The organism is Photorhabdus heterorhabditis, from assembly GCF_018448905.1.
GTDB classification, from domain to species: Bacteria; Pseudomonadota; Gammaproteobacteria; order Enterobacterales; family Enterobacteriaceae; genus Photorhabdus; species Photorhabdus heterorhabditis.
On record NZ_RCWA01000014.1, the window covers coordinates 16,790 to 40,136 of the forward strand.

General features: G+C 40.9%; 19 protein-coding genes. 5 read left to right on the forward strand and 14 right to left on the reverse strand.

What is annotated here, in order from left to right; genetic code table 11:
* The first annotated feature begins 127 nt into the window (after positions 1-127).
* Positions 128-1,297, forward strand: a complete 1,170-nt coding sequence (locus EAE89_RS10645; protein WP_214085788.1) for an alpha/beta hydrolase — start codon at positions 128-130, stop codon at positions 1,295-1,297.
* A gap of 17 nt (positions 1,298-1,314) precedes the next feature.
* Here the strand turns inward: EAE89_RS10645 and EAE89_RS10650 are convergent, their stop codons facing one another.
* The 9 genes from EAE89_RS10650 to EAE89_RS10690 form a co-directional block, all read right to left on the reverse strand.
* Positions 1,315-1,542: a phosphopantetheine-binding protein gene (locus EAE89_RS10650; protein ID WP_054476250.1), complete on the reverse strand. Its 228-nt coding sequence runs from the start codon at positions 1,540-1,542 to the stop codon at positions 1,315-1,317.
* 30 nt (positions 1,543-1,572) lie between these two features.
* Positions 1,573-2,802 (reverse strand): ABC transporter permease, encoded by a 1,230-nt coding sequence (locus EAE89_RS10655; protein WP_054476249.1) that lies wholly within the window; start codon positions 2,800-2,802, stop codon positions 1,573-1,575.
* Positions 2,793-3,464 carry an ABC transporter ATP-binding protein gene (locus EAE89_RS10660; protein WP_054476248.1) on the reverse strand — a complete coding sequence of 224 codons (672 nt, stop codon included), beginning with the start codon at positions 3,462-3,464 and terminating at the stop codon, positions 2,793-2,795. The genes EAE89_RS10655 and EAE89_RS10660 overlap by 10 nt, the downstream gene beginning before the upstream one ends.
* Positions 3,448-4,602 (reverse strand): efflux RND transporter periplasmic adaptor subunit, encoded by a 1,155-nt coding sequence (locus EAE89_RS10665; RefSeq protein WP_054476247.1) that lies wholly within the window; start codon positions 4,600-4,602, stop codon positions 3,448-3,450. Before EAE89_RS10665 ends, EAE89_RS10660 begins: the two co-directional genes overlap by 17 nt.
* A 24-nt stretch (positions 4,603-4,626) precedes the next feature.
* Complete coding sequence (locus EAE89_RS10670) at positions 4,627-9,018, reverse strand: AMP-binding protein (protein WP_214085789.1); 4,392 nt, start codon at positions 9,016-9,018, stop codon at positions 4,627-4,629.
* Between the two features lie 17 nt (positions 9,019-9,035).
* Entirely contained in the window at positions 9,036-9,530 is a 495-nt protein-coding gene (locus EAE89_RS10675) for a hypothetical protein (protein WP_054476244.1), read from the reverse strand.
* Positions 9,527-10,537 (reverse strand): hypothetical protein, encoded by a 1,011-nt coding sequence (locus tag EAE89_RS10680; protein WP_149616991.1) that lies wholly within the window; start codon positions 10,535-10,537, stop codon positions 9,527-9,529. Before EAE89_RS10680 ends, EAE89_RS10675 begins: the two co-directional genes overlap by 4 nt.
* A gap of 868 nt (positions 10,538-11,405) precedes the next feature.
* The gene (locus EAE89_RS10685) at positions 11,406-11,672 is read right to left on the reverse strand and encodes a hypothetical protein (RefSeq protein ID WP_054476242.1); all 267 of its coding nucleotides are present in this window, start codon (positions 11,670-11,672) and stop codon (positions 11,406-11,408) included.
* A gap of 10 nt (positions 11,673-11,682) precedes the next feature.
* Positions 11,683-12,744, reverse strand: a complete 1,062-nt coding sequence (locus EAE89_RS10690; RefSeq protein WP_054476239.1) for a radical SAM protein — start codon at positions 12,742-12,744, stop codon at positions 11,683-11,685.
* A 996-nt stretch (positions 12,745-13,740) separates the two neighbouring features.
* Between EAE89_RS10690 and EAE89_RS10695 the strand changes: the two genes are divergently transcribed.
* Positions 13,741-14,193 carry a DUF441 domain-containing protein gene (locus EAE89_RS10695; RefSeq protein ID WP_054476296.1) on the forward strand — a complete coding sequence of 151 codons (453 nt, stop codon included), beginning with the start codon at positions 13,741-13,743 and terminating at the stop codon, positions 14,191-14,193.
* A gap of 5 nt (positions 14,194-14,198) precedes the next feature.
* The gene (locus EAE89_RS10700; protein ID WP_214085790.1) at positions 14,199-16,247 is read left to right on the forward strand and encodes a tRNA(Met) cytidine acetyltransferase TmcA; all 2,049 of its coding nucleotides are present in this window, start codon (positions 14,199-14,201) and stop codon (positions 16,245-16,247) included.
* Here the strand turns inward: EAE89_RS10700 and EAE89_RS10705 are convergent.
* The 5 genes from EAE89_RS10705 to EAE89_RS10725 form a co-directional block, all read right to left on the reverse strand.
* Positions 16,198-16,386 carry a YpfN family protein gene (locus tag EAE89_RS10705; protein WP_054476233.1) on the reverse strand — a complete coding sequence of 63 codons (189 nt, stop codon included), beginning with the start codon at positions 16,384-16,386 and terminating at the stop codon, positions 16,198-16,200. The two genes, EAE89_RS10700 and EAE89_RS10705, sit on opposite strands and share 50 nt — an antisense overlap.
* Positions 16,374-17,060: a M15 family metallopeptidase gene (locus EAE89_RS10710; RefSeq protein WP_054476231.1), complete on the reverse strand. Its 687-nt coding sequence runs from the start codon at positions 17,058-17,060 to the stop codon at positions 16,374-16,376. The genes EAE89_RS10705 and EAE89_RS10710 overlap by 13 nt, the downstream gene beginning before the upstream one ends.
* A complete protein-coding gene (dapE, locus tag EAE89_RS10715; RefSeq protein WP_214085791.1) occupies positions 17,057-18,184 on the reverse strand; it encodes a succinyl-diaminopimelate desuccinylase in 1,128 nt (375 codons plus the stop codon). Before dapE ends, EAE89_RS10710 begins: the two co-directional genes overlap by 4 nt.
* A 1-nt stretch (position 18,185) precedes the next feature.
* Positions 18,186-18,569, reverse strand: coding sequence for an ArsC family reductase (locus tag EAE89_RS10720; RefSeq protein WP_054476225.1), 384 nt, complete (start codon positions 18,567-18,569; stop codon positions 18,186-18,188).
* 196 nt (positions 18,570-18,765) lie between these two features.
* Positions 18,766-19,401: a response regulator gene (locus EAE89_RS10725; protein ID WP_015833959.1), complete on the reverse strand. Its 636-nt coding sequence runs from the start codon at positions 19,399-19,401 to the stop codon at positions 18,766-18,768.
* Between the two features lie 587 nt (positions 19,402-19,988).
* On the opposite strand from EAE89_RS10725, the gene maeB reads away from it, so the two are divergent.
* Positions 19,989-22,268 carry an NADP-dependent oxaloacetate-decarboxylating malate dehydrogenase gene (maeB, locus tag EAE89_RS10730; RefSeq protein WP_054476223.1) on the forward strand — a complete coding sequence of 760 codons (2,280 nt, stop codon included), beginning with the start codon at positions 19,989-19,991 and terminating at the stop codon, positions 22,266-22,268.
* A gap of 121 nt (positions 22,269-22,389) precedes the next feature.
* A complete protein-coding gene (locus tag EAE89_RS10735; RefSeq protein WP_054476218.1) occupies positions 22,390-23,265 on the forward strand; it encodes a ChaN family lipoprotein in 876 nt (291 codons plus the stop codon).
* Positions 23,266-23,347: the final 82 nt, after the last annotated feature.

Here is a 23,347-nt window from a genome sequence, read left to right on the forward strand (position 1 = left end):
TATCACAATTACTAAATTTAATCTGCATAACTTCATATCGGACTTTTCATATCAAAAACACCAAAGACTGGGATGATTGAGCAAAAATTGATATAAAAAAGCAAATCACCATTATTTGAGAAATGGCATGCTTGTTAAGAGATTAATTACCGCGTTGGATGAGGAAATAGCCGTATTAATAACTGCTTTGCTTGACGAGCAGTGGGAAGCGGTTAGGGCGTTGATGAGTGAGCCGTTGCGCATAGCGGCTGATGACGCGACATTAACCGTACTGGCAGATAGTTTGTATAACTCAGATATCGATATTATTTTCCAGCAGCAAAACGCTTGCCATTTACGGCTAAGTACCCTCAATGGAAAATTTAACCTTTATATTGGGCTTAAAGATCAGCAGATTGACGCGCTTACGCTGGCTCCATGCCCGATACCCGATGTGTATGAAAAACCAGGCATCTTCACTGAAAAAACGCTAAGGGAGTTTGGCCTTGAAGCGCTTCCTGATGGTTTGGTATGTCTGCCATCACCTAATGTTAAAGCATTGGTATTATTGCTTGCGGGTTCTGGTCCGCATTCAATGGATTATGATATTGGCCCTAATCCACTGTTTCGTATGTTGGCACATGAATTAAGCCAATACGGTATCGCCAGTGTGCGGTTTGACAAACGCTATTACCGTTATTGGCAGGGAAATACTGATCCAGAGTCCATCGATCTCGATGCAGAAGTTGTTGATGATGCGTGTCATATTTTAACTGGTTTGATGGAACATGCTGAATTCCACAATGTGCCGGTATTCCTTGTTGGGCACAGTTTTGGCGGATATGTTAGCCCGTTGATTGCAAAAAATTTACGGCAAAAATCGGGTCTAGATGTTGCGGGCATTGCAATGCTGGCGACGCCCTTTCGTCATTTACTCCAGGTGATTTTATCCCAATTATCCAGTGGCAAAGAGAAAGAGACGACATCTCTTGCGAACTTGCTGGCAGTACCGGAAAGCTATCTCAAACAGCTTGAGGACTACCATGCATTTACTTGCTTAAAAAATTTGCCCTCAATACCTTTATTCTTGGCTCAAGGAGATCAGGATTTTCAAGTTCCGTATGATATTGACTTTACAATGTGGAAAACTGCACTGCACAGCAATAAAGATGCGGAGTTCAAACTTTATACCGGGTTGAATCATATTTTATTGCCTACGACAGGATGCACCAGCGGAGAGGATTATTTGCAACCAAACCAAATCCCGGGGCAGCTGATTACTGATCTTGCCACATGGCTTATCCTTCGCTCATTATGAAACGAAAGGTAGCTCAGTTAGTCTTTTGCGATCAGATTGATCCAGTCATTTATTGTCGGCCACCGGACCAAATCCGCAAAGTTGACTGGATAACCAGCATATTTTAGCCGATCAACCAGCATCAACATTTTTATCGAATCGAAACCAATATCAAAAAGATTCTCGTCTGCTGGAATGGTTTCTGCTTCTGAGTGAAGGGCTTTGATTTCCCGGAGTAAAATTTCATATAAAAGTTGATTTTTCATCGTGCCTCCAAAGTTGTATTAAAAAATAGGCTACAATTCCCTGATCCCGTCGATCGGTGTGGATGCTGCTGCACGATGTGATGGATATACACCAAACACCACCGTAATGAAACATGCCGAGAGGGAAGCCAATAAAAATGAATAAAATGAGAAGCCAACGGCAATATCAAATAGCGATAAGACCTTGAAACCGATAAATGATAATAATAATCCTAATAGTGCTCCCAATAATGAAATCAAAAATGCTTCGGTAAGAAATTGATAAAAAATATCGGAATAACTTGCTCCTACCGCAAGTCGTATACCAATTTCTCTTCTGCGCTCTCTGACACTGATCAAAATAGTATTCATCACACTAACTCCCGCAACAAAGAGCGTTACTGATGATATTGATAGCAGGAAAAGGTTAATTTTTGTCTGAGTTTCATTCAACGTTTTCAACAATTCCGTGGTATTACGTATCTCATAGCTTTGCTGACGTTTAAACTGTGATAACCGTTCTTCAACAGCGCGCTTAACCGGTTCGACATGAGTAGCGTCCTTGGCTTTCAACACAATACCGCTGGGAGGTGTATTACCGAATAGCCTCACCAGAAAGCTATTTCTTGGTAAAAATACAGTGTTATCAACTCCCGCATCCATGCCTTCACCTTTCTGCGCCAGGATGCCGATGACTCGCATAGAGATGTCGTTAATTTTAATATTCTGTTCAAATGCGGCTTCTTTATGGGGAAATAGTCGTTCGGCTAGGGAAACCCCTAAAACGACGACGTTTGCCAGAGTATCATCTTCTTCTGGTGTATAAAAACGCCCGTGTTCAATGACCAGATTACGGATAATCGCTATATCCGCATTAGCACCGAGCAATTGAGCATTAGTCGTGCCTTGTGGAGAAACTATCGTTCCTGAAGCGGTGGAAAAAAGGGTGCTGTGGCTAATATGCGGATTACCTGAAAGTGACGTGATATCTTTTTGGGTCAGATAATTATTATGGGAATCGAAAGCACCGTTTTCTTGTCCTTTGTATTTTACTGAGATGATGTTACTTCCCATTGAGGAAACAGCTTTGACAATGTGATCCTTGGTTGCCATCCCGATAGCCTGCATAATCACAATTGAAGCGACTCCGATGGCAATGCATAACAAAGTTAAGAAAACTCGTGTCTTATGTGCCGCGAGGGAGCGTGTTGCCATCCTGAGGTTAAATAGGATAACAGTAGAATAAATGTCAAGCTTTAGGGGTATTTTCATTATGCCCATTGTGTCACCAAAGAACCGTTATCCAGGCACAACTTACGCTTTGCGTATCCAGCAACAGTTTGATCGTGTGTCACGAGAATGATGCCACATCCATTATCATGTAATTCAGTAAAAAGCTGCATCAGATTGGTCGCATTAGCGGTATCTAATGCGCCGGTAGGTTCATCGGCAATAATAAACTTCGGATTATTGATTAATGCACGGGCTACAGCAACGCGCTGCTGTTCTCCGCCAGAAAGATGACGCGGGTATTTATCCAATAAATTATTAAGTTGGAGGCGTTCTATTAAGTAATTGAAGTACTTTCTGTCGTAATTGAAATCTCTTTTTAAGTAGTACATCGGCATTAAGATATTTTCATCAATCCGGTAATGATCGAGCAGGTTGTAGTTCTGAAAGACAAAACCAAAATATTTCCGCCGCAAAAGCGCCAATGAGTGAGTCTTTTTCTGCGTCATTTCCAGGTCATTAATAAGATATTTTCCCGTACTGGCGGTATCCAAAAGCCCGATTATATTCAATAAAGTACTTTTCCCTGAGCCAGAGCGACCAAGAATAGCAACGTAGTCATGTGGATCGATAGTTAAACAAATATCTTTCAGCACAAAATGCTTTTTGTTCTCATTGCCGTAGATCTTGCAGATATTATTTAGGGTTATCATCTTTACCACCAAGATTATCTTGTTTGGAAAGTACAACGATCTGTTCATTATTCTGCAATCCGCTGACAACAACTGAGTGTATTCCATCGTTATGACCGACAATCAATTTCCTTATTACGATATTTCCATCTTTCATCTCACGTAAAAAATAGGCGGTTAGATTATCATTTACAGGTTGATGTCGTTTGTTATTCAGTACGTCATTGGGTATGGTCACTACCGCAGTACTTTCATGTGTCACAATAGTGACATCAGCACTCATGCTAGGTTTTAGCAGGAAATTGTCATTAATCACATCAAACAGCACTGTATAATAAACTGCATTATTAATTAGGTCAGGTTTATACATGATCTTCTTAACATTACCGTGCCATATATGCTGATTTGCACTATAGATCTTGAAGGAAGCTTTTTGCCCGGTCACGATTTGGTTAATATCTGCCTCAGAAACTTTTGCATAAACGGTCATATTCTTGAGATCGGCAATTTGCATGAGAACAGGTGTCTGTTGATTAACATTGAGGGTTTGACCTGGATCAACATAGATTGCAGTCACTACGCCGGCGATAGGTGCATAGATTTGGGTATAACTGAGGCTGACTTCTTCGCTATGTAAAATATGTTCATTTTGTCTGATATCTGCTTTAAGGTTTTCAATTCTTGCCAGACTTTTCTTTACGCCGAAAGTCGCCTCATCCAGTAATTGTTGGCTGGTTGCAGAGTGTAGACTAAGCTGTCTTTGGCGTTTTTCGGTAATGACCAGGAACTGGTAGGTGTATTGTTCTTCCTTCAATATGGCCCGCAATTTTTCCAATCGCGCGCGGCTTGCCTCAACTTTAGTACGATAAAAAGTATCATCAATGCTGGCAACCCGCTTACCTGCTTCGACGATATCCCCGACTTCAACGTATAACTTGATTAACTGGCCAGAGATTTGACTACCAACGTTAACCTGGCTAGTCGGTTGTATAACACCGGCTGCACCTACCGTAGAAATAACATCCCCTAACGTTCCTGTGATGATTTGCTCTGCCATCACAGCAGGTGTTTCTTTCCGGTTGAATGTGTAATAAACCACGGCGATAAAAATGATCATAACGATAGTGATAATTGCCCATTTCTTTTTTTTGATCAGCACAATCAGTATCCGTCTTAGTATTTGCTATAGTTTCATGTCGCCAGGTGTCAGGTAATGCTGAGTACCCATGCAATCCAATAAATCAATCAAAAATAGTCCCATGTCGCTAATAATATTTTCAGAGAAAATATCATCGTCGTAGAGCCATTCCAGACCCAATCCGGTTGGGGTGTTTACCAACTCGAGCGCGATATCCCCTTTAGGTTTAAGCCCCTTGACTTTTTCCTTTGTGCAACGGGTTTCACCAAGATACAAACTGGTGGAGAATCCGATTTGAGAAGAGAAATAATAAGCGATTTCTGGTAGCTGCATACCGTGGTAGTGGTAAAGATGTTGTTTCAAGTACGCCAGCGAAATATTGGAATGTGCATTCGCGTCTATCAGGAAATCACGGACATACTTGGATACGTTAATTAGCGAAGTTTCAGTGGTAGCATAGGGCAATAGCAAGGTTGTTGCAAAGCTTCCGACGCTATCAAATGGCACAGGAGGAACACGGTTGGCGCAAGGGATGCCCATTATTAGCTCGTCTTTATTGAGTAATGATTTGATGGTCATTAAAAATGCCCCAATCACGATATGTTCCAGAGTCACTGCATGTTTTTTCTGTACAGAAGACAATGTCGCAATTAATTGAGGGGACAATGTCATCGAGTAACGTCGACCACGAACCCGAAGATTAGCCTCTGGTACAGAATGATGTTGTCCGGTGATAGAAAGCACGTTGAACAGTTTTTCGGTCCAAAAATTTAATGTTTCATCTGACATATGTGGATTAATTACCGCAACTTTTGTTTCCGTAACGGCTTCTATATTCGGTATATTATCGGCATAAATTGAAGATAATTTTTGCAACACATGAGCAATTGACATTCCATCACAAAATGCATGGTGGAAATTTAACAAAAGGTAATATTCATTCTCCGCCACTTTCAGCAACTTAAAACATACCGGTGGATTTTCCTGTAATGACATTGGTTTGAAGGCCAGATCATTTAATATCTTGCGTAATGCAATCTCAATATTGATACCTGTAGTATGAGTCAGGTCGATATATTCGAAGGGTAAATCTTCTTCGGTAATAGGTAAAAAGGATAAAGAGAGTTGCCCTTCTGCCATTGTTACTTTCTGGCAGAGGGCAGGGAAACATTGCATGGTATACAGCAAAGCGCAATGTAATTTCTTTAAATCGATATTACCGACAAGATGATAATATAACGGGATATTGTGTGCCCCTGAACGGTTAGAAATAGTGTCAATTATCCAATAATATTGGTCGTGCTGTTCTGTCAGGCAAGTGTTATTTTTATTGGTTAAAACCGGCATTTGTCCCTGTTGAATGACGGATTGCAATAAATAACCTAATCTGGGGGACTGATAGAAATCTTCCAGCCGGATAGTACAATCAAAATGTTGTTGGATCTTATTAATTAGCAACAATGCTTTAAGTGAGGTACCGCCTGCGTCAAAGAAATCGGTATCCTCATTAACTATTTTGTCGCTGTCGCCAAAGACTTCTCGCCATAATGTAAAAAATATTTCGCGTTTTTCTCCTTCAATTTGTGACATATTATTTCTTTTACTTAAATCTGTCTCTGGAACAGATTGATCGGATGAGCTTAATTCGACAATAAAAGGTACCTGCAATTTTGGATAACATCCGCGCAGGAAGGAGACTATTTCGTGGCGATCTATCGGGTATACATCATGAGGTATAAATATATTAATATACTGGTACCCAGTTTCACTTTCTTTTAGCGTTAAATAAATTTCATCAATATCAAAAGCGGCTGCAAGTAATTTATGCATTTCTTCCAGATCGACACGTTTTCCATCAATTTTTCGCTCTTTATCCAATCGACCCACGAAATTTAAATTTCCCAGGACATCGTAAAACCCACGATCCCCGGTTAAATAATAGATTTTTCCATCGTTCAACTGTAAGAATTTACATGAAGTTGATTCGTCATCGTTAATATATCCAGTACATATAGAATCGCCACGGATGCATATTTCTCCACTGCTACCGTTGATGATTTTATCAGTTCCATATTCCCGAATGACGATAGAGGTATTTGCCAATGCTTTACCAATGATATTTCCGGGGTGAAATTCATCATCTATTTTATGGCAGCTAGCCACAACACAACATTCTGTTGGGCCATAAGAGTTAATTAGAGATATTCCACAGCCTACTTTTTCTAACCAATGGTGGATAGCTTTATCCATTGCTAAATCACCACCGATAATTGCCATTCTGATTGAAGGCGACAATTCTTTAATGGCTGCGTGTAGGAAAAAGACAATTTGATGCCAGTAATTCGTAGGGAAATTAATTATAGTGACCGATTGAGCATGACAAAATGAAAACAGTGTATCAAGCTCAGCGATCATTTGATCGCTAGCAATTGTCAGAGTAGCTCCCTGATAAAAACATCCGAACACTTCTTCAATATAAGCATCGAAAACCGGCGTGCTGAAATTAAGAATAACATCATCCTGTTTAATGCCATACTTATCTGTCATTGCGGCCAAATAAGCATAAAGTCCCTTGAAAGTTATCGGTACCGCTTTTGGTACGCCAGTGGTTCCTGATGTAAAAAAGATGTAGGCTTCGTCTTCTTTGGTCGCAGGGCGTTTTATGTTATGTTCCAGAGATATTCTAGCGGGCAGAATATCTATATCCTCAATAAAGAAAATATGAGTATGATTAATGCCATCCACTTTATCATGGTAATTCTGTGTAGTTATCAAGAAAGAGATATCTAGCCCACGTAATATACTACTGATTTCTTCTCGTCCGAATGTCATGTTGATTGGAACAAAGCATAACCCAGCAGCATGGATTGCTAATATGGATAATAAGGATTCCATTCCCCTTGGTAATAATACTGCTACCCTTTGGTTTTGCATCGGATAAGATAATAGCAGTTGGCTGAGATTTAATAGCTTACAGTAAAGCTCACGGTAATTAAGGTAATGTGCAGCGTTTATTATGGGCTGACTTCCACAAATTACTGCTTTCTTATCTGGAGATGTCTCGGCTATTTTCGCTATTTTGGAAATAATGTTCTCTTTGATAGGGTGATTAATGATAATATTTTCTATAGCCCATATGCCTGATGTAATATTGTCATCTGTTTCTATCGATTTATATTTTTTCCAATATGTTTCGATAGTTTCATTGATATTTATCGTCATAGTGTTATAGATATGTAAATATTCATCAATCAAAGCATGTGCGGTAGAAACACTATACAGGCGGCTCCCTGCATCCAATTCAACTAATGCCGGTTTTCCATCAGAGGAGAATCGGATATTAATGCCATAATTATTTACTGCTCCGGAAATCATACAGCCGCGAGTAGCGCGGTTATTTTTCATGAAACCATGTTCAAGCTCATGTAACAGGTTAACATAGGGCGCAGAAGTTAATTGATCCGCTCGACTTATCGCACCATCGTTTAAATCATTTATATCAATACGACTATGTTTGCTATGCAGGCTGATCTGAGATTGCATTTCTATAAGGATTTGTTTTATCGTTGCCCCTGGAGATAAAGAAACCATAAGAGGCAAAGTGTTCATAGCCGGGCGATAATAACGGTATTCTCCTTTGCCTCGTCTATTGGAGAAAGGTAAATTGATAATACTTGTTGATGAGTGGCCCTGTTTGGTCATTTGTAAGCATAAAGCCAATATCATCATCAACTTATCATTAAAAGTGAAACTACCGTTATTGGTGGTGAGTGGTCGGCTAACTTTAATCGCTTTGGAAGGAAATAAACGTTTACGTGCATAATCTTCTAATATGGGAAGTTGGTTAAGATAATTATCCCAATAGTTTTTGTCGTTGGTATAATATATGCTTGCCTTATATTTAACATCATTAAGGTAAGCGTGATAGGTAAAAACAGATTCTAATATTGGGGGGGATAGGGTTTCTTCATAGCAGGATAGAACATCATGAATTAATTGTCCAATTCCCCAATAATCTGTAGCAATATGATGAGCAACGATTCCCCAAAAATAGCATCCAATATCATTAAAATAAAGATAATGTCTGATTGTAACGCCATTTTCGATGTCCAGTGGTTCAGTTGATCTCTTTTTAAAATCAGTTTTAGCTGCTTGTTCTATCATTGAATCTGACCGTTCTATCCGTATGATTTCAATCGGTGCAGATCCTCGATCTTGAAAAATGTTTTGTTCAGAAAGACGATAACGTAAAGAAAAACCATCATTAAAACTGTGAATAGTCATAATGGCCTGTTCTAGTCTTTCCAGACTAATACAGTCATTGAAACTGATGAATTCGCCGACATTGAAGACAGATTTATCGTCAGCTACAGTATTAGCAATGGCTAAACGGAGCTGTGTATAGTTCAATGGCCAATAATTTTCACTATATTCCATTATCCTGCTACTCCACTCTATATTTTATTTTGCAACTCGCTCTTTATTTTTTCGAAAATAGATTCATCCATGCATAACCCAATATTGCCTTCTGCACTAAAACATATCAGGGGACGTTTGCTGGTACGCAGAATAAAATATTTGTTTCGTTTCTTTTGATAGTATCCAGATGAATAATGGATAATATGTATACCATTACTGCGATGAAAGTCGTCCAGGGAAGTTCCTTCTTCCCGGCGCAATGAGGAAATAGTCCATTCGTGTGAATATACTCCTGACTTCATCAATAATTTCCCTTCCTTGACTACTGCCTTATTTGATAACAGTTGATAGCCCACAAATAGGGTGATGATGACAAAGAGAGTGGTTGTAATGCCTGCCACCAATTTATTGGGATTACTGCTATTGAGCCAGTATGGTACTGGCAGAAAAACCAGAGCAATAAGGACGAACATGGCGACGTTCATTAATATGACTTTGAAGTCTGGATTTAATCCCACGATATTATTCATGCTACTGCCATTCCTAAAGATAATTCGGTAAAAAGATGAATCACTTCTTTACGCCCTTCGCGAGTTTCCGGCAGATTAATATAACCACACTTTTGTGCTGCAAACAGGCAAGCTGTGATTTCCCGCCGGATAGCTTCTTTCACCAGAGTGTCAACCATTTCTTGATTGTTATAGAGTCTGGCAAGATGAAGAGAAGCTGTGCCAGTTGAGAGGTCGCTATGGTCAATTTTAGGTAGATAATTTGCCATACAGACAGTAACGGCTGTTTGTACTGCCAGACTTAAATAGGCTGCTACGTTAACCGCTGCTGCTGCATTTACCGCCGCGACGACTCTGGTGCCGACAGCCACGTTAACCGCAGCAACCACATTTGCTCCGACGACCAGGCGGGCAATCTCAATGCGGGTATCGTCTTCGCTGTTTAAGGGTTCCAGAATTTCCTTTAACCGGATAAGAGGAGGACTGTCTGTATCTTGCAGCTGATAGGATTCGATATGCTCTTTAAAATGTGCAACAAGACTGGCGTCTTGATTGAGGTGATAATTGATTCGGCTTCTCAGGCTTGAGCCTTTTTCATTTAAACCATAGGTTTTTAGTCGGGAAAAGAGCGTTTCATAATCGTTGGTTTTTACTGAATTCATTAAATCTTTATCATAAGTGATAAACAACAGTAATTCCTCAGCGGAGCCGGGGCTAACAATATCTTTGTCTATACCGAATTCATCCAATACTTTTTCGGGTGATTCTCTATATTCTAATGCCAAAGTAGGTTGTTGTTTTATGGTTTCCCAAAATCGGTTATAGGTGATGATCTCTTCCCAAACTTCTACCGGGAGTTTTGCGTTTGACATTGACAATCTCAGCTTGTTTTCCTCGACTTCTCCTGGGGAAAGTAATGAACGTGGCACGCCAAAGAGACGAGTGCTGTCAGTACTGGCGTTAACGGTAGGTATGACACTGCCAATGGCTGCTCCGGCGGCTACGCCAATAAATGTACGTCTTTTCATCATTCGTTCCTTTATAAGTTAACGGAATTCTTTTTTTACTGAGTGTTATACCCTTCATCTTTCAAGTTGTTGCTTTGTTGGCTGCTTTCACTTACCCCAGCTACATCGTTATCTATGCTCCTAGAGATGTGTTCACTTGCCGCCGAGCTGCAATTTGAAATCTATTGGATATATAAGACGAAATTTAACCTTTTCTTATTAAGTTCTTCATCACTGATACAATTTCATGACGTAATTATCTAGCTAAAATTTTTTACCAACGATACTCATTGTCAGTATATATTGTGATTACCGTAACAATATCTGGATATTATTCTCATGCTAGGTGAGGAAACATAGAATAATTCACCCTCCGTTCGATTAAAGGTTAGATGCTACTAACTATTAGCTGGATAGCTCAATTTTGCAATAGGTTAGTTGATTAAATTTATATTTTGGGTGTTTAGGCTAAATATATCTTGGCATAAAGTGTGTTTATTTGGAGCCTGCTCACAAAATAGGGGGTGGAAATATTCATAAAGGATAATAAATTATTTCCTTTCCTTGATTACCACTTCATCTAATAAAAATTTTATAGTCGAAAAGTCCTTATTATGGCGATATTTGTTAGTAGTAATGCTAATACCCGTTATCTTTCAAGTTGCCTCTTTGTTGGCTGCACTCTCTCACCCCGGTCACAGAGTTCTCTATGACATAGTTATCTATGCTCCCGGGGATACGCTCCCTGGCCGTCGCGATCCACCTTGAAATCCATAGGGTAAAGGTTTGGATTCAATTCTGTAATATTGTTCATGCTGTTATCATTTTTAAAGACAATTCGGTAAAGAGGTCAATGACTTCTTTGCGTTCTGCCCGAGTCGCTGGAAGGTTAATATAACCACATTTTTGTGCGGCAAACAGGCAAGCGGTAATTTCCCTCTGGGTGGTTTCTTTGACCAGCGTATCGACCATTTTTGGGTTGTTGTAGATTCTGGCAAGATGAATGGAGACTGCGCTGGCGGAAATTCTCTCCCGGAGAAAGTAATGAACGTGGTACTCCAAATAGACGATTACTGTTAGCCTTTGCGTTAACGGTAGGTATAACACTACCAATGGCTGCTCTGGCGGCTGCGCCAATAAATGTACGTCGTTTCATTATTCACTCCTTATATTGAATCAACGGCGTTTTCTGCTGCTGATTGATATATCAGAAGATCCAATCTTTCCTTAGCATTAAATTTTTTGATTACTGGAATAATTTCCCCATGATAATTATCTAATAAATTCTGGCGTGTTCCTTCGTCCTTATGTAGGTAGGCACAGGCTTGGCAGGGATGAACGATTTTTTCCAGATTAATGTTGCTATCTTGTGGACGATATTTTTTTAGAATCTTGTACGGCCCCTCTGTCCGTAACCAGACTTTCATAAAGTCTTCTTCTTGCCCTTTGAAAAGTTGGGCTAAATCCCCTCCTTGTAACCGACCAAGTTTCATTTCCGGGATATGCTCTAATGTCAGACCACAGCAGGCGGAAATTTCACCATGTGGTGTCAGCACGATATTTTCAAAGACCTGATCACACCCTTTTGTCAGTTGTTCATCTCGGTTCGGCACGTTTTTCCGTTCTTCACTGGTATCATAGAATGGCATCCAGGTGTTTCGCTGTAAGCTAATCTTGTTTTGTGCTTTGAGACGTTTAATGATCGGATTTTGGGTAATTTGTGTTGCAATGGCGGAATCTGCGGTGTCCTGTTCCACTGTAATCAGTGTCGTAATGTTTTGCCCGGCCAACGCTTCCGCTGCTGCAACTACGTTGTCGATTGGCACCCATTCGCTGTGATCTTTCCCGGTACTGATGTTTATCTCTGTGATACCGGCATCTGTTAAATCTTGGGCGATTTTTTGCGCCTTTTCCCGATTTTTTCCCCAATAACCATTGGTCACGCAACGGGTCAATAAGCCATGTTCCGAGGCAAAACGGATAGCTTCCATGAGATCTTTGCCTAACAGGAAACACTCTCCACCACTAAAAACGACTAACTTTAGTCCTGGGAAATTAGCTTTTGAATGTGCAATAAATTGTTTAATTTCATCCAGGCTGAGGCGTGCTTTCACTGAAGGATTACATTCAAAACAACATTCTTTGCAAGCGGCATTGCAAGTATATGTTGTGATTACCGTGGCTGTATTCGGATATTTTTCCCAATATCCAGTAGGAAAGCATGACATAATTTACCCCCGGTTAGATTAATGGTTAGGCGATATTCACTATTAGCAGTATGAATTCATTTTGCAATGCATTGGTTAATTAAATTCGTATTTTGAGTGTTTAGGCTAAGTATGACGTGTTAAAAATATGCTTATTTAGAGGATGATCACAAAATAGGGGGCAGAAATATTTATTATGGAGGATAAAGTAAGAGGGAATAATTCGTGAGCTACTGTCGCCGAATGCATTTTTATATCATTATAAGGAATATGACTATGTGTGTTGGATTTACACTGTAACCAGCCGAATTAGCGAAGGTTTATCATGAAAAAGGTTATTAGTCTGGCAAGTCTTTAACTGGCATATTGAACACAATTTCCCTCATTAACTGCGAATTTAATTTTCGCAGGAATAAAAAAGGTGATGCTGAAATAATATAACTTCCCAATGTGGCTGAATTTTTTATTATACTTTTTATTGCTGAAAATGGGATTAGTGTTTTATTTAGTTATACTACAAGTAGCTGGATTATTTTGAAATTATTGATGCTATATGAATATATAAAACTCGATATTAACGATCCTGAAAGGGTAGAAATTATTTGCTCTCAGCAACTGTTGCTTTCAGGAAAAGTAGCTATAATGGCGTGTCGTCTGATTCGAGGGATACTCATATGCAGCGCTCATGTGAAAAACAGATGATGATGAAAAAAAACGGTTACCGGGCATCTTAAGTAATATAATTGTTGTTGATGGTGGTGAGGAATTGAATAGTTGATTATTTAGAAATACTTATTAATATTGTAAGTGAAAAATTAGTTTTGTAATGTAATACAAGGAAAAATCGCCCTGGCCTAATCGAGTTTAGGTAGCTATACCTAATAGATTTCAAGATGCATTGAGACGGCAAGAGAACGCATCCCTAGGAGCATAGATAACGATGTGACTGGGGTAAGTGAAAGCAGCCAACAAAGCAGCAGCTTGAAAGATGAAGGGTATATTAGGGCATTAACGTCTATGAGCCATATCGATCCTACTTTACTCGTATTGTTGGTGCTGGCGGCACTGGGTATTATCAGCCACAATATGACCGTCACCCTTGCCATGCTGTTCCTATTGGTTATTCGCATAACGCCGTTGAATCAGTTCTTCCCGTGGGTAGAAAAATATGGGCTGACTATTGGTGTGCTTATTTTGACTGTGGGAGTGATGGCGCCTATTGCCAGTGGAAAAATCACTGTACAAACGGTCCTCAACTCATTTATGAATTGGAAATCGTTATTGGCAATATTGATAGGGGTTTTAGTCTCATGGTTGGGTAGTCGCGGTGTTTCCCTGATGTCTAATCAACCATCGACTGTTGCTGGTTTGCTAGTGGGAACCGTGCTGGGTGTTGCCATGTTTAAAGGTGTTCCAGTTGGGCCGTTGATTGCTGCGGGGATTTTGTCATTGCTGATTGGTAAATCGTAATAGTTATGTTTCTAGAATTAAGTGCAATCCAGGCGGAAATGCAGCAGCAAGGATTACGTCGTTTGCTGGTGTTGAGTGGAGATCATAATTGGTGCTACCAACAGGCTCATGAGTTACAGCAGCGATTTACCGGTGATTGGTTATGGATCTCTTATCGTAAAGAGAAGGCTGTATTACCAGAAAAATCGGCGGGTTTACTAGGTCAGGAATATCTGCATGGAATATTTGATGCTACTGAAGGTTTTAATGCGGAAGCATTAGCGATAGTAGTGGGCACATTGAAAGCAGGAAGTTGGTTGGTAATGATGGTTCCATCTTGGTATCAATGGGATTATCAACCAGACCGTGACAGTATTCGCTGGAATGAACAATCAGGTGTTATTCCAACTCCGAACTTTATTCAGCATATTCAACGGCAAATTGTTAGCGATCCTCAAGTTTTGTTATGGCGGCAAAATGATCCCTTTTACATCCCTAAATTTCCGCGATATAGAGAATGGCAGTTGCCTGATGGCAAACCAACGGCCCGCCAGAATGCCATTTTGGCGCAACTTTTGCGGGCAAATCAGGGGATATGGGTAATTACGGCTTCAAGAGGGCGAGGGAAATCGACGCTTGCAGGTATGTTAATGCAGCAATGGCAAGGAAATTGCTGGTTGACAGCACCAGCAAAAGCAACAACTGAAGTTATCAGGTGCTATTCAGGAGAAAAGGGTCAATTCTGGGCAGTAGATAATTTGCTGAAATATTGTAGACAAAATAGCGTATCGGATATTGATTGGTTGCTTATCGACGAAGCCGCGGCTATTCCAATGCCTCAGTTAGCTGAGTTGATCAGTTATTTTCCCCGAATATTGTTGACCACAACCGTGCAGGGATATGAAGGTACAGGGCGCGGATTTTTACTTAAATTTTGCGTTGGGATTCCTGATAGTCATATCCTGAGCCTGACAGCACCTGTACGTTGGGCTGAAAATGATCCACTGGAAAACTGGTTGGAAAACGCTTTATTGTTTAAGGATGCAATTCCTGTCAACGATTCTGATAAGGCGATTCGTTATCACGTCTATCATCAGCAACAATGGATTAAACAGCCTGAATTGTTGAAACAGTTTTACGGCATATTAACCCGCGCTCACTACAAAACGTCACCTTTGGATTTGCGACGTTTACTGGATGCTAAAGGTATGCAATTTGTTGCGGCTCTTGGAAATAATGCCTTGATCGGTGCTTTGTGGATGGTTGAAGAAGGTGGATTATCGTCTGAACTGGCACATGAAGTATGGGCGGGAAGACGTCGTCCAAGAGGAAATTTGGTTGCTCAATCATTAGCGGCTCACAGTGGTTTATCCCAAGCGGCTGTTCTGAAATCTCAGCGAATTAGCCGGGTTGCTGTGCAGGTTAACAGTCGCAGACAGGGTATTGCTCAGGGAATGATTGCGTTTCAACGAGAAAGGGCGGAAGCGCAGGGAATGGATTTTATTTCTGTTAGCTTTGGTTATACCGCGGAGCTTTGGGCGTTATGGCAAAAGTGCGGTTTTCAATTGGTACGGATGGGTACCCATCAGGAAGCCAGCAGCGGTTGTTATACCGCAATGGCAATTTTTCCACTGAGCCAACAAGGGATTGCACTTTGTGTTCGGGCACAAAAACAGTTTGCTCGTGATGCACATTGGCTGGAATCACAGATTGGGTTCCGCTTGCCTGTTGATTATCAAGCTGATCAACGTCTTAATCAAAATGACTGGCAGGAGCTTGCAGGTTTTGCATTTGCTCACCGGCCATTGTCTGCTTCATTGCCAGCTTTGCAACGATTGTTACTGAATTGTGATTTGCCGCTGATAGCACTGAGAAATCATCTCCAGTGGGAAATGAGTATTGAGCAGTGTGTTACTGAGTTAAAGTTAAGCGGGTATAAGGCATTAACATTGCTTTGGCGGCAAGAAACCACGCAGGCATTGGTAAACCTTGATAAAAAACTTGCTATGTACTGGCAAGAGTGGGCTACTGTTTTTTCTGAGGCCAATCGTCTTCATCATCCCATTTGTCATTAAGATCCCGGTGAGGGGGGAGTTCCGGTTTATTATCCAGAAATTTTTTGACGTCCAGACGGCGTAATTCTTTAATGGCATTGAGCAAAACGCCAACCAGCAAAACTAAAATAATCCACCAGTAATCAGCTAACCATTGCATCGGGTTGTCTCCTGTGGAATACGGAGGTAATTTTCAAATAGATAAGGTAGGTTAGCAGATAACCAGTCGATCCCTGCGATATCATGATGTTGCCAGACATCCAGTAAAATCTGTTCAGTTAGCAATTTCTCCAATTGTTCAGATAATGGCCGATAGCTGATATGCCATGGCTCATAGGCGATACCACTGTTACCGACAAAAGGGCGATAAAAGCCAAAATGGGCCATATTCTCTGTTAACCAGTGAGTTAATGGTTCAAAGTAACCGTCTTTTTCATATTCCCAGGGTTCCAGTTGCAATTTCTGGTTTTCCGGCAGCATGGTTGGATCATAAATATCCAGCTCTGTTCCCCAATGATGACGGCTGGCACCGGGCAAGGCAGACCAGCGAAGAATAGCCTTACAGAGTTCACCTTCGGTTAATGGAGTAATATCCATTGGTTGGCTATTTTCATCCAATACAGGGCGTTTGCCCCGGAATTTGCCATTCCAGATAGTCTGTTGGCGCTGGAAATCGCGGAAAGTGCTGGCAGGTTGCAAATTAAATCCTGCGCTTGCGGCGGCCTGCTGCATGGATAAAAAAGCTTTCGCTGCTTCTGGTTGCAACTGATGGTTGCCAGAGAGCGAAACCAGATGCTCGGTAGTCAGGCCGGTTAACATATTTGCTGTTGTCACTGGATTAGCAGCTCCATAACACGCTGGTAAATTCGGCTAAGTTGTTGCAGATCTGCGGCACTGACAGACTCATTAACTTTATGAATAGTTGAGTTTAATGGCCCCAATTCGACAACCTGAGCACCCATCTTGGCAATAAATCGCCCGTCTGATGTACCGCCGCTGGTGGATAATTCAGGCTTATAGCCACAGTAGTGGTCTATTGCTTGTACGACTGCATCGACTAACTTGCCTTTGGCTGTCAGGAAAGGCTCTCCTGGTAATATCCACTCAATGGTGTAATCCAGGTCGTGGTTTTTTAGGATGGTTTCAACCCGTTTACGGATTTGGCTATCGGTTAGCTCTGTACTGAAGCGGAAGTTGAATTGAACCTGTAAATTCCCTGGGATCACGTTATGGCTGCCTGTTCCGGCATGAATATTGGCAATTTGCATACTGGTCGCTGGGAAAAATTCATTTCCTTCATCCCAATGTGTACTGACCAATTCTTGTAAGGCTGGAATAGCCCGGTGAATCGGGTTATCAGCTAAATGTGGATAGGCAACATGGCCCTGAATGCCATGGACAGTCAAATTAGCTGTAAGGGAACCACGACGGCCATTTTTCACCATATCACCGAGGCAATATTGGCTAGAGGGTTCACCAATCAGACAATAATCTAGTTGTTCATTGCGGGACATCAATGCTTCAACTACTTTAACTGTACCATCGGTGGCTTTTGCTTCTTCGTCTGAGGTAACAAGAAAAGCCAGGCGACCATTGTGATTAGGGTGACTGGTAACAAAGCGTTCGGCGGCGACAACCATAGCGGCCAGCGAACCTTTCATATCTGCTGCACCCCGGCCGTATAGCATGCCATTACGAATGGTCGGCTCAAAAGGTGGATGTTCCCATTGAGATCCGTCACCTGCAGGAACAACATCGGTGTGTCCGGCAAAGGCCAGCGTTGAACCTGTACCACGATAAGCCCAGAAATTGCTTGTATCGCCGAAAGGCATCAGTTCGACGGTGAAGCCAATCGCTTGCAGACGGGCGATCATAATATCCTGACAACCTTTATCGTCTGGACTGACAGATGGCTGCTTGATGAGTTGTTGAGCAAGTTCAATTACAGGACAAGTCATCTCAGCATCCCTCAGCAAAAAATTGCTGATATTCATCTGCTTTATAACCTAACAGACAGTTGCCTTTAGCAGAAACTAATAATGGACGCTTGATAAGAGCGGGCTGTTCTAACATTAACACTTTTGCTGCATCAGCATTATTGATTGCTGCTCTCTGTTGGTCAGTCAGTTTACGCCAGGTTGTGCCACGGGTATTAATCAGTGATTCCCAGCCAAGTTTGTCAATAAACGATTGTAAAAGTGTTTCATTTAATCCATCTACACGATAATCATGAAACAGGTAAGTGATTTTCTGTTCTTCCAGCCAATGACGGGCTTTTTTTATGGTGTCGCAGTTTTTTATCCCGTAGAGAGTAAAGATAGATTGAGAAGGTTTATCCGACATAATATAAGAGATCCCTAAAAAGTCTAAATACCTAAACATAATGCTGGAAAATGTCAGTTTTATCTAGACGGTATCCTGATTTTTATTATCTGAGAAAGGAGGGAGCAGTTTGTCTTGTGGAGGCTATTTTGTTGCACGATAACCGCAAGAGCCGGTCCCCGGGTATAAACCTAAGAGAACGGCTCAGATAAAAATATTAAGCTATCCCATTTTTCCTATGTTGCAGATACATAATTGTTGCTGCCAAACGGGAACGTACGTTCAGTTTTTTTAACAAGTTTCTGATATGTACTTTTACTGTTTCTTCAGAAATAAAGAGTACATCAGCAACTTCCTTATTGGTCATGCCACTGGAAACTTCTTTTAATACATCTAACTCACGCTTGGTCAATTCAGATAAAGGATCAACGTGTTTATGGCGGTTAGCCAAATGTTGATATATTTTTTCACTAAATACAGTTTGTCCACGAGCTGCATGACGAATACTGCTTAACAGCGAATCTAAATCGCTGTCTTTAAGTAAATAGCCATTGGCGCCAGCGTCAATGGCTGCATAAACATCGTTTCGGTCATCTGAAACGGATAATACCAGCACATAAGAGTTGATCCCTTTCCTACGAATAGATTTAATTGTGTCCACGCCTGAAAGACCATTCATATTAAGGTCTATCATAATGACATCAGGTTTGAGCTTGCACGCAATGTTTATTGCTTCTTCACCGTTGTCAGCTTCCGCAGTGACGGTAAGTGCACGGTCGAGCTCTACAATCTGTTTCAGGCCATGGCGAATGAGAGGGTGGTCATCAACTATCATCACTGAATGGTTATACATTGTCCTTCTCCCTTATAGGTAAAGCCACGAAATTCAGACTTTTAATTCGATTAATAGGCAGTAATGAATGAGTCTGCCCTAAATTAAATTGCTATAAAAAAATTTCACAAAAACCGATTGAATTACAAAGTTGATATCTCTGTAAGTCCAGAAAACACATCCTGATATAAAAAAATAAATAGCGCAAATTAGTTTGATAAGTAAAAGAAGAAGATGAGTAATTTTCACAAAAAACGTATAACTTTTCTATAAAAAATAATATTGTAAATCAATTTGTTATAAATCCAGTTATTAAATTTGTTTTCTTTTATAAAATTTATTTTAATTGAATTTATATTGAGAGTTTTTATTGTTTATAATTATCAAAGTTATTATAATTATAATGATATTATATAGTCAGTAATATTTCCGTGTTTATATTCTCCATACCTAGCATATGACATTGATGGATAAATTTACCAGTGTTTTTTTTGAGCAGAAAAGTGCTGGTTTATGGGTAAAATACTGTCAAAGTTATGATTTAACACACCATACCCATTATACTGGTTCTGTGCTTACTCCAGATAATGTATATAAAGGACCCGACGATGGACGAAAAATTAAAGCAGAGTGCATTGGATTTTCACCAGTTTCCACAACCAGGAAAAATCATGGTTACTCCAACCAAGCCTCTGACAACTCAGCGCGATTTGGCCTTAGCTTATTCACCAGGTGTTGCTGCGCCTTGTCTGGAAATTGCAGAAGATCCATTAGCGGCTTACAAATATACGGCGCGCGGCAATCTTGTTGCGGTGATTTCTAACGGTAGTGCAGTCTTAGGGTTAGGGAATATTGGTGCACTGGCAGGTAAGCCAGTGATGGAAGGAAAAGGTGTACTGTTTAAAAAGTTCTCAGGGATTGATGTATTCGATATCGAAGTAGATGAGTCTGATCCTGATAAATTGATTGACATCATTGCGGCATTGGAGCCGACTTTTGGGGGAATTAATCTCGAAGATATCAAAGCACCGGAATGTTTTTATATTGAACAAAAACTCCGGGAAAAAATGAATATTCCAGTATTCCATGATGATCAGCATGGCACGGCAATTATTTGTACTGCTGCCGTTCTAAATGGTTTACGGATTATGAAAAAAGAGATTTCAGCCGTTCGTCTGGTTGTTTCTGGTGCCGGTGCTGCATCGATTGCTTGTATGAATTTACTGGTTGCGCTTGGGCTGAAACGCGAAAACATCGTGGTATGTGACTCTAAAGGGGTTATTTATCGTGGTCGCGATGAAAATATGGAAGGAACTAAAGCCGCCTATGCTATTGAAGATAATGGCAGTCGTACATTAGGTGATGTTATCCCTGGTGCAGATATTTTTCTGGGATGTTCTGGTCCTGGCGTGCTGACTCAGGATATGGTGAAAACCATGGCAAAAGATCCTCTCATCATGGCGCTGGCAAACCCTGAGCCAGAAATTTTGCCACCATTGGCTAAACAAGTTCGCCCTGATGCTATTATTTGTACTGGTCGTTCGGATTATCCGAACCAGGTTAATAACGTTCTTTGTTTCCCATTTATTTTCCGTGGTGCGTTAGATGTTGGGGCAACAACTATCAACGAAGAGATGAAACTTGCCTGCGTCCACGCTATTGCTGATTTGGCACTGGCAGAACAGAGTGAAGAAGTCGCTTCTGCATATAATGATCAGGATCTGTTTTTTGGCCCGGAGTATATTATTCCCAAACCATTTGATCCGCGTCTGATTGTTAAAATTGCCCCGGCAGTGGCTAAAGCGGCTATGGATTCCGGTGTAGCAACGCGTCCGATTAAAGATTTTAGTGCATACATAGAAAAACTGAATGAGTTTGTCTACAAAACGAACTTGTTTATGAAACCTATTTTCTCTCAGGCAAAGAAAGTGAAAAAGCGCATTGTTCTGGCCGAAGGGGAAGAAGTTCGGGTGCTGCATGCGACTCAGGAGCTGATTTCTCTTGGGTTGGCTTATCCGATCTTGATTGGCCGTCCAAGTGTTATCGAAAAGCGTATCCAGAAATTAGGGCTGCATATCGAAGCGGGTAAAGATTTTGAAGTCGTCAATAATGAGAATGATCCACGCTTTAAAGAGTATTGGCAAGAATATCATAACATTATGAAACGTCGTGGTATTTCTCCTGAACAAGCACGCCGAGCCGTTATTGGTAATCCAACCCTGATTGGGGCGATTATGGTGTTACGTGGTGAGGCTGATGGTCTGATTTGTGGTACCGTTGGCAGTTACAGTGAACACTATGATGTGATGAGAGATGTATTTGGCTTCCGAGAGGGGGTCCATACTGCGGGTGCAATGAACGCATTGATGTTGCCAAGTGGTAATACTTTTATTGCAGATACCTATGTCAATAATAATCCAACGCCTGAACAACTGGCCGAGATTACTCTCATGGCCGCAGAGACCATTCGACGTTTTGGTATCGAACCAAAAGTTGCGTTGCTTTCTCATTCAAGCTTTGGTTCTACAGATTGTCTTTCCGCGCAGAAAATGCGTCAGACATTGGCATTGGTCAATAAGATGTCACCTTCACTTGAAATTGATGGTGAAATGCACGGTGATGCCGCGTTGGTTGAAAGTATTCGTCGTGACGTTATGCCAGATAGTCCATTGAAAGGTGCGGCGAATCTGTTAATTATGCCGAATATGGAAGCCGCCCGTATCAGTTATAATTTGCTACGTGTCACCAGCTCGGAGGGAGTTACCGTTGGTCCGGTTCTTATGGGAGTTTCAAAACCGGTACACATTTTGACGCCAATTGCTTCTGTACGTCGTATCGTCAATATGGTCGCTTTAGCAGCAGTTGAAGCGCAAACTCATCCATTGTAAAGATAGATCTTAATAAGCAGATTAAAACAGCCGCGGTTTCCTGTAGGGAGCCGGGCTGTTTATTGTAAATAATTCTTATTATCTATATGATGCGCAAAATATTATATGGATAACGAACATTATGAAATTATTCACAGCTGTAAAATCCTTTCTGATTACCTGTGGCTTACTGCTCTTATCTGGATGCATATCTGTACAACAAAAGCCAACTCTGCAAATACTTTCGCCGGAATTGACCCAGCAAGGGGTTGTTATCGATCTTAAAACCGGCAACGCGCTTACTCCTGATGAATTGATCAATCGATTGGCCTCACATCAGCGAATAGTTGTGGGTGAAAAACATGATAATCCATATCATCATCAAATTGAGCTTTGGCTGGTTCAGCAACTTCTTCTCAAGAGAGAACATGGTTCGGTACTGTTGGAAATGATTACTCCTGACCAGCAGGAAAAAGTGAACAAAGTCAAAAACTGGTTGCAAACTAAGCCTACTGTGCGTGAAAGCCGTATAAAAGATTTGCTGGCGTGGAATGCTGGATGGCCGTGGGAATTGTATGGTGAGCTGGTCTTGGAGCTTATGTATCAGCCTTATCCGCTCTTGGCTGCAAATTTGGCTCGCAGTGAAATTAAGGCTGCTTACAGCAATCCCCCTATTTTACAGGGAAATATTTCTGTTGCTGAAAATGTGAAAGCACAGATTGCAGCGACGATTAAAGATGCCCATGGTGGTGAAATAACAGAGCAACAGTTATCTGCAATGACAACGATTCAGCAAATGCGGGATCGCAGAATGGCAGAGCAATTAATTAAAGCACCTGTTCCTGCTACATTGATTGCGGGTGGATACCATGCAACGAAAGTGATGGGTGTTCCTCTGCATATTAAAGATTTGTCACCACGGGAGGATCTTGTTGTGCTGATTCTCGCTGAGAAAGCAAATGTACTGGATAGTCAACATGCTGATTATATCTGGTATACACCAGTAAAAAAACTATAGATATTTTACATAATTAGCTGTTTTTTAGGCTGTATTTAAAGGGTTCTGGTACATGGATGTGCGCAAGTTAACGATATATGCA

Coding starts and splice junctions, on each gene's coding strand:
- EAE89_RS10645 (WP_214085788.1), top strand. CDS start 128: ATGCTTGTTAAGAGATTAATTACCGCGTTGGATGAGGAAATAGCCGTA.
- EAE89_RS10650 (WP_054476250.1), bottom strand. CDS start 1,542: ATGAAAAATCAACTTTTATATGAAATTTTACTCCGGGAAATCAAAGCC.
- EAE89_RS10655 (WP_054476249.1), bottom strand. CDS start 2,802: ATGGGCATAATGAAAATACCCCTAAAGCTTGACATTTATTCTACTGTT.
- EAE89_RS10660 (WP_054476248.1), bottom strand. CDS start 3,464: ATGATAACCCTAAATAATATCTGCAAGATCTACGGCAATGAGAACAAA.
- EAE89_RS10670 (WP_214085789.1), bottom strand. CDS start 9,018: ATGGAATATAGTGAAAATTATTGGCCATTGAACTATACACAGCTCCGT.
- EAE89_RS10675 (WP_054476244.1), bottom strand. CDS start 9,530: ATGAATAATATCGTGGGATTAAATCCAGACTTCAAAGTCATATTAATG.
- EAE89_RS10680 (WP_149616991.1), bottom strand. CDS start 10,537: ATGAAAAGACGTACATTTATTGGCGTAGCCGCCGGAGCAGCCATTGGC.
- EAE89_RS10685 (WP_054476242.1), bottom strand. CDS start 11,672: ATGAAACGACGTACATTTATTGGCGCAGCCGCCAGAGCAGCCATTGGT.
- EAE89_RS10690 (WP_054476239.1), bottom strand. CDS start 12,744: ATGTCATGCTTTCCTACTGGATATTGGGAAAAATATCCGAATACAGCC.
- EAE89_RS10695 (WP_054476296.1), top strand. CDS start 13,741: ATGAGCCATATCGATCCTACTTTACTCGTATTGTTGGTGCTGGCGGCA.
- EAE89_RS10700 (WP_214085790.1), top strand. CDS start 14,199: ATGTTTCTAGAATTAAGTGCAATCCAGGCGGAAATGCAGCAGCAAGGA.
- EAE89_RS10705 (WP_054476233.1), bottom strand. CDS start 16,386: ATGCAATGGTTAGCTGATTACTGGTGGATTATTTTAGTTTTGCTGGTT.
- dapE (WP_214085791.1), bottom strand. CDS start 18,184: ATGACTTGTCCTGTAATTGAACTTGCTCAACAACTCATCAAGCAGCCA.
- EAE89_RS10720 (WP_054476225.1), bottom strand. CDS start 18,569: ATGTCGGATAAACCTTCTCAATCTATCTTTACTCTCTACGGGATAAAA.
- EAE89_RS10725 (WP_015833959.1), bottom strand. CDS start 19,401: ATGTATAACCATTCAGTGATGATAGTTGATGACCACCCTCTCATTCGC.
- maeB (WP_054476223.1), top strand. CDS start 19,989: ATGGACGAAAAATTAAAGCAGAGTGCATTGGATTTTCACCAGTTTCCA.
- EAE89_RS10735 (WP_054476218.1), top strand. CDS start 22,390: ATGAAATTATTCACAGCTGTAAAATCCTTTCTGATTACCTGTGGCTTA.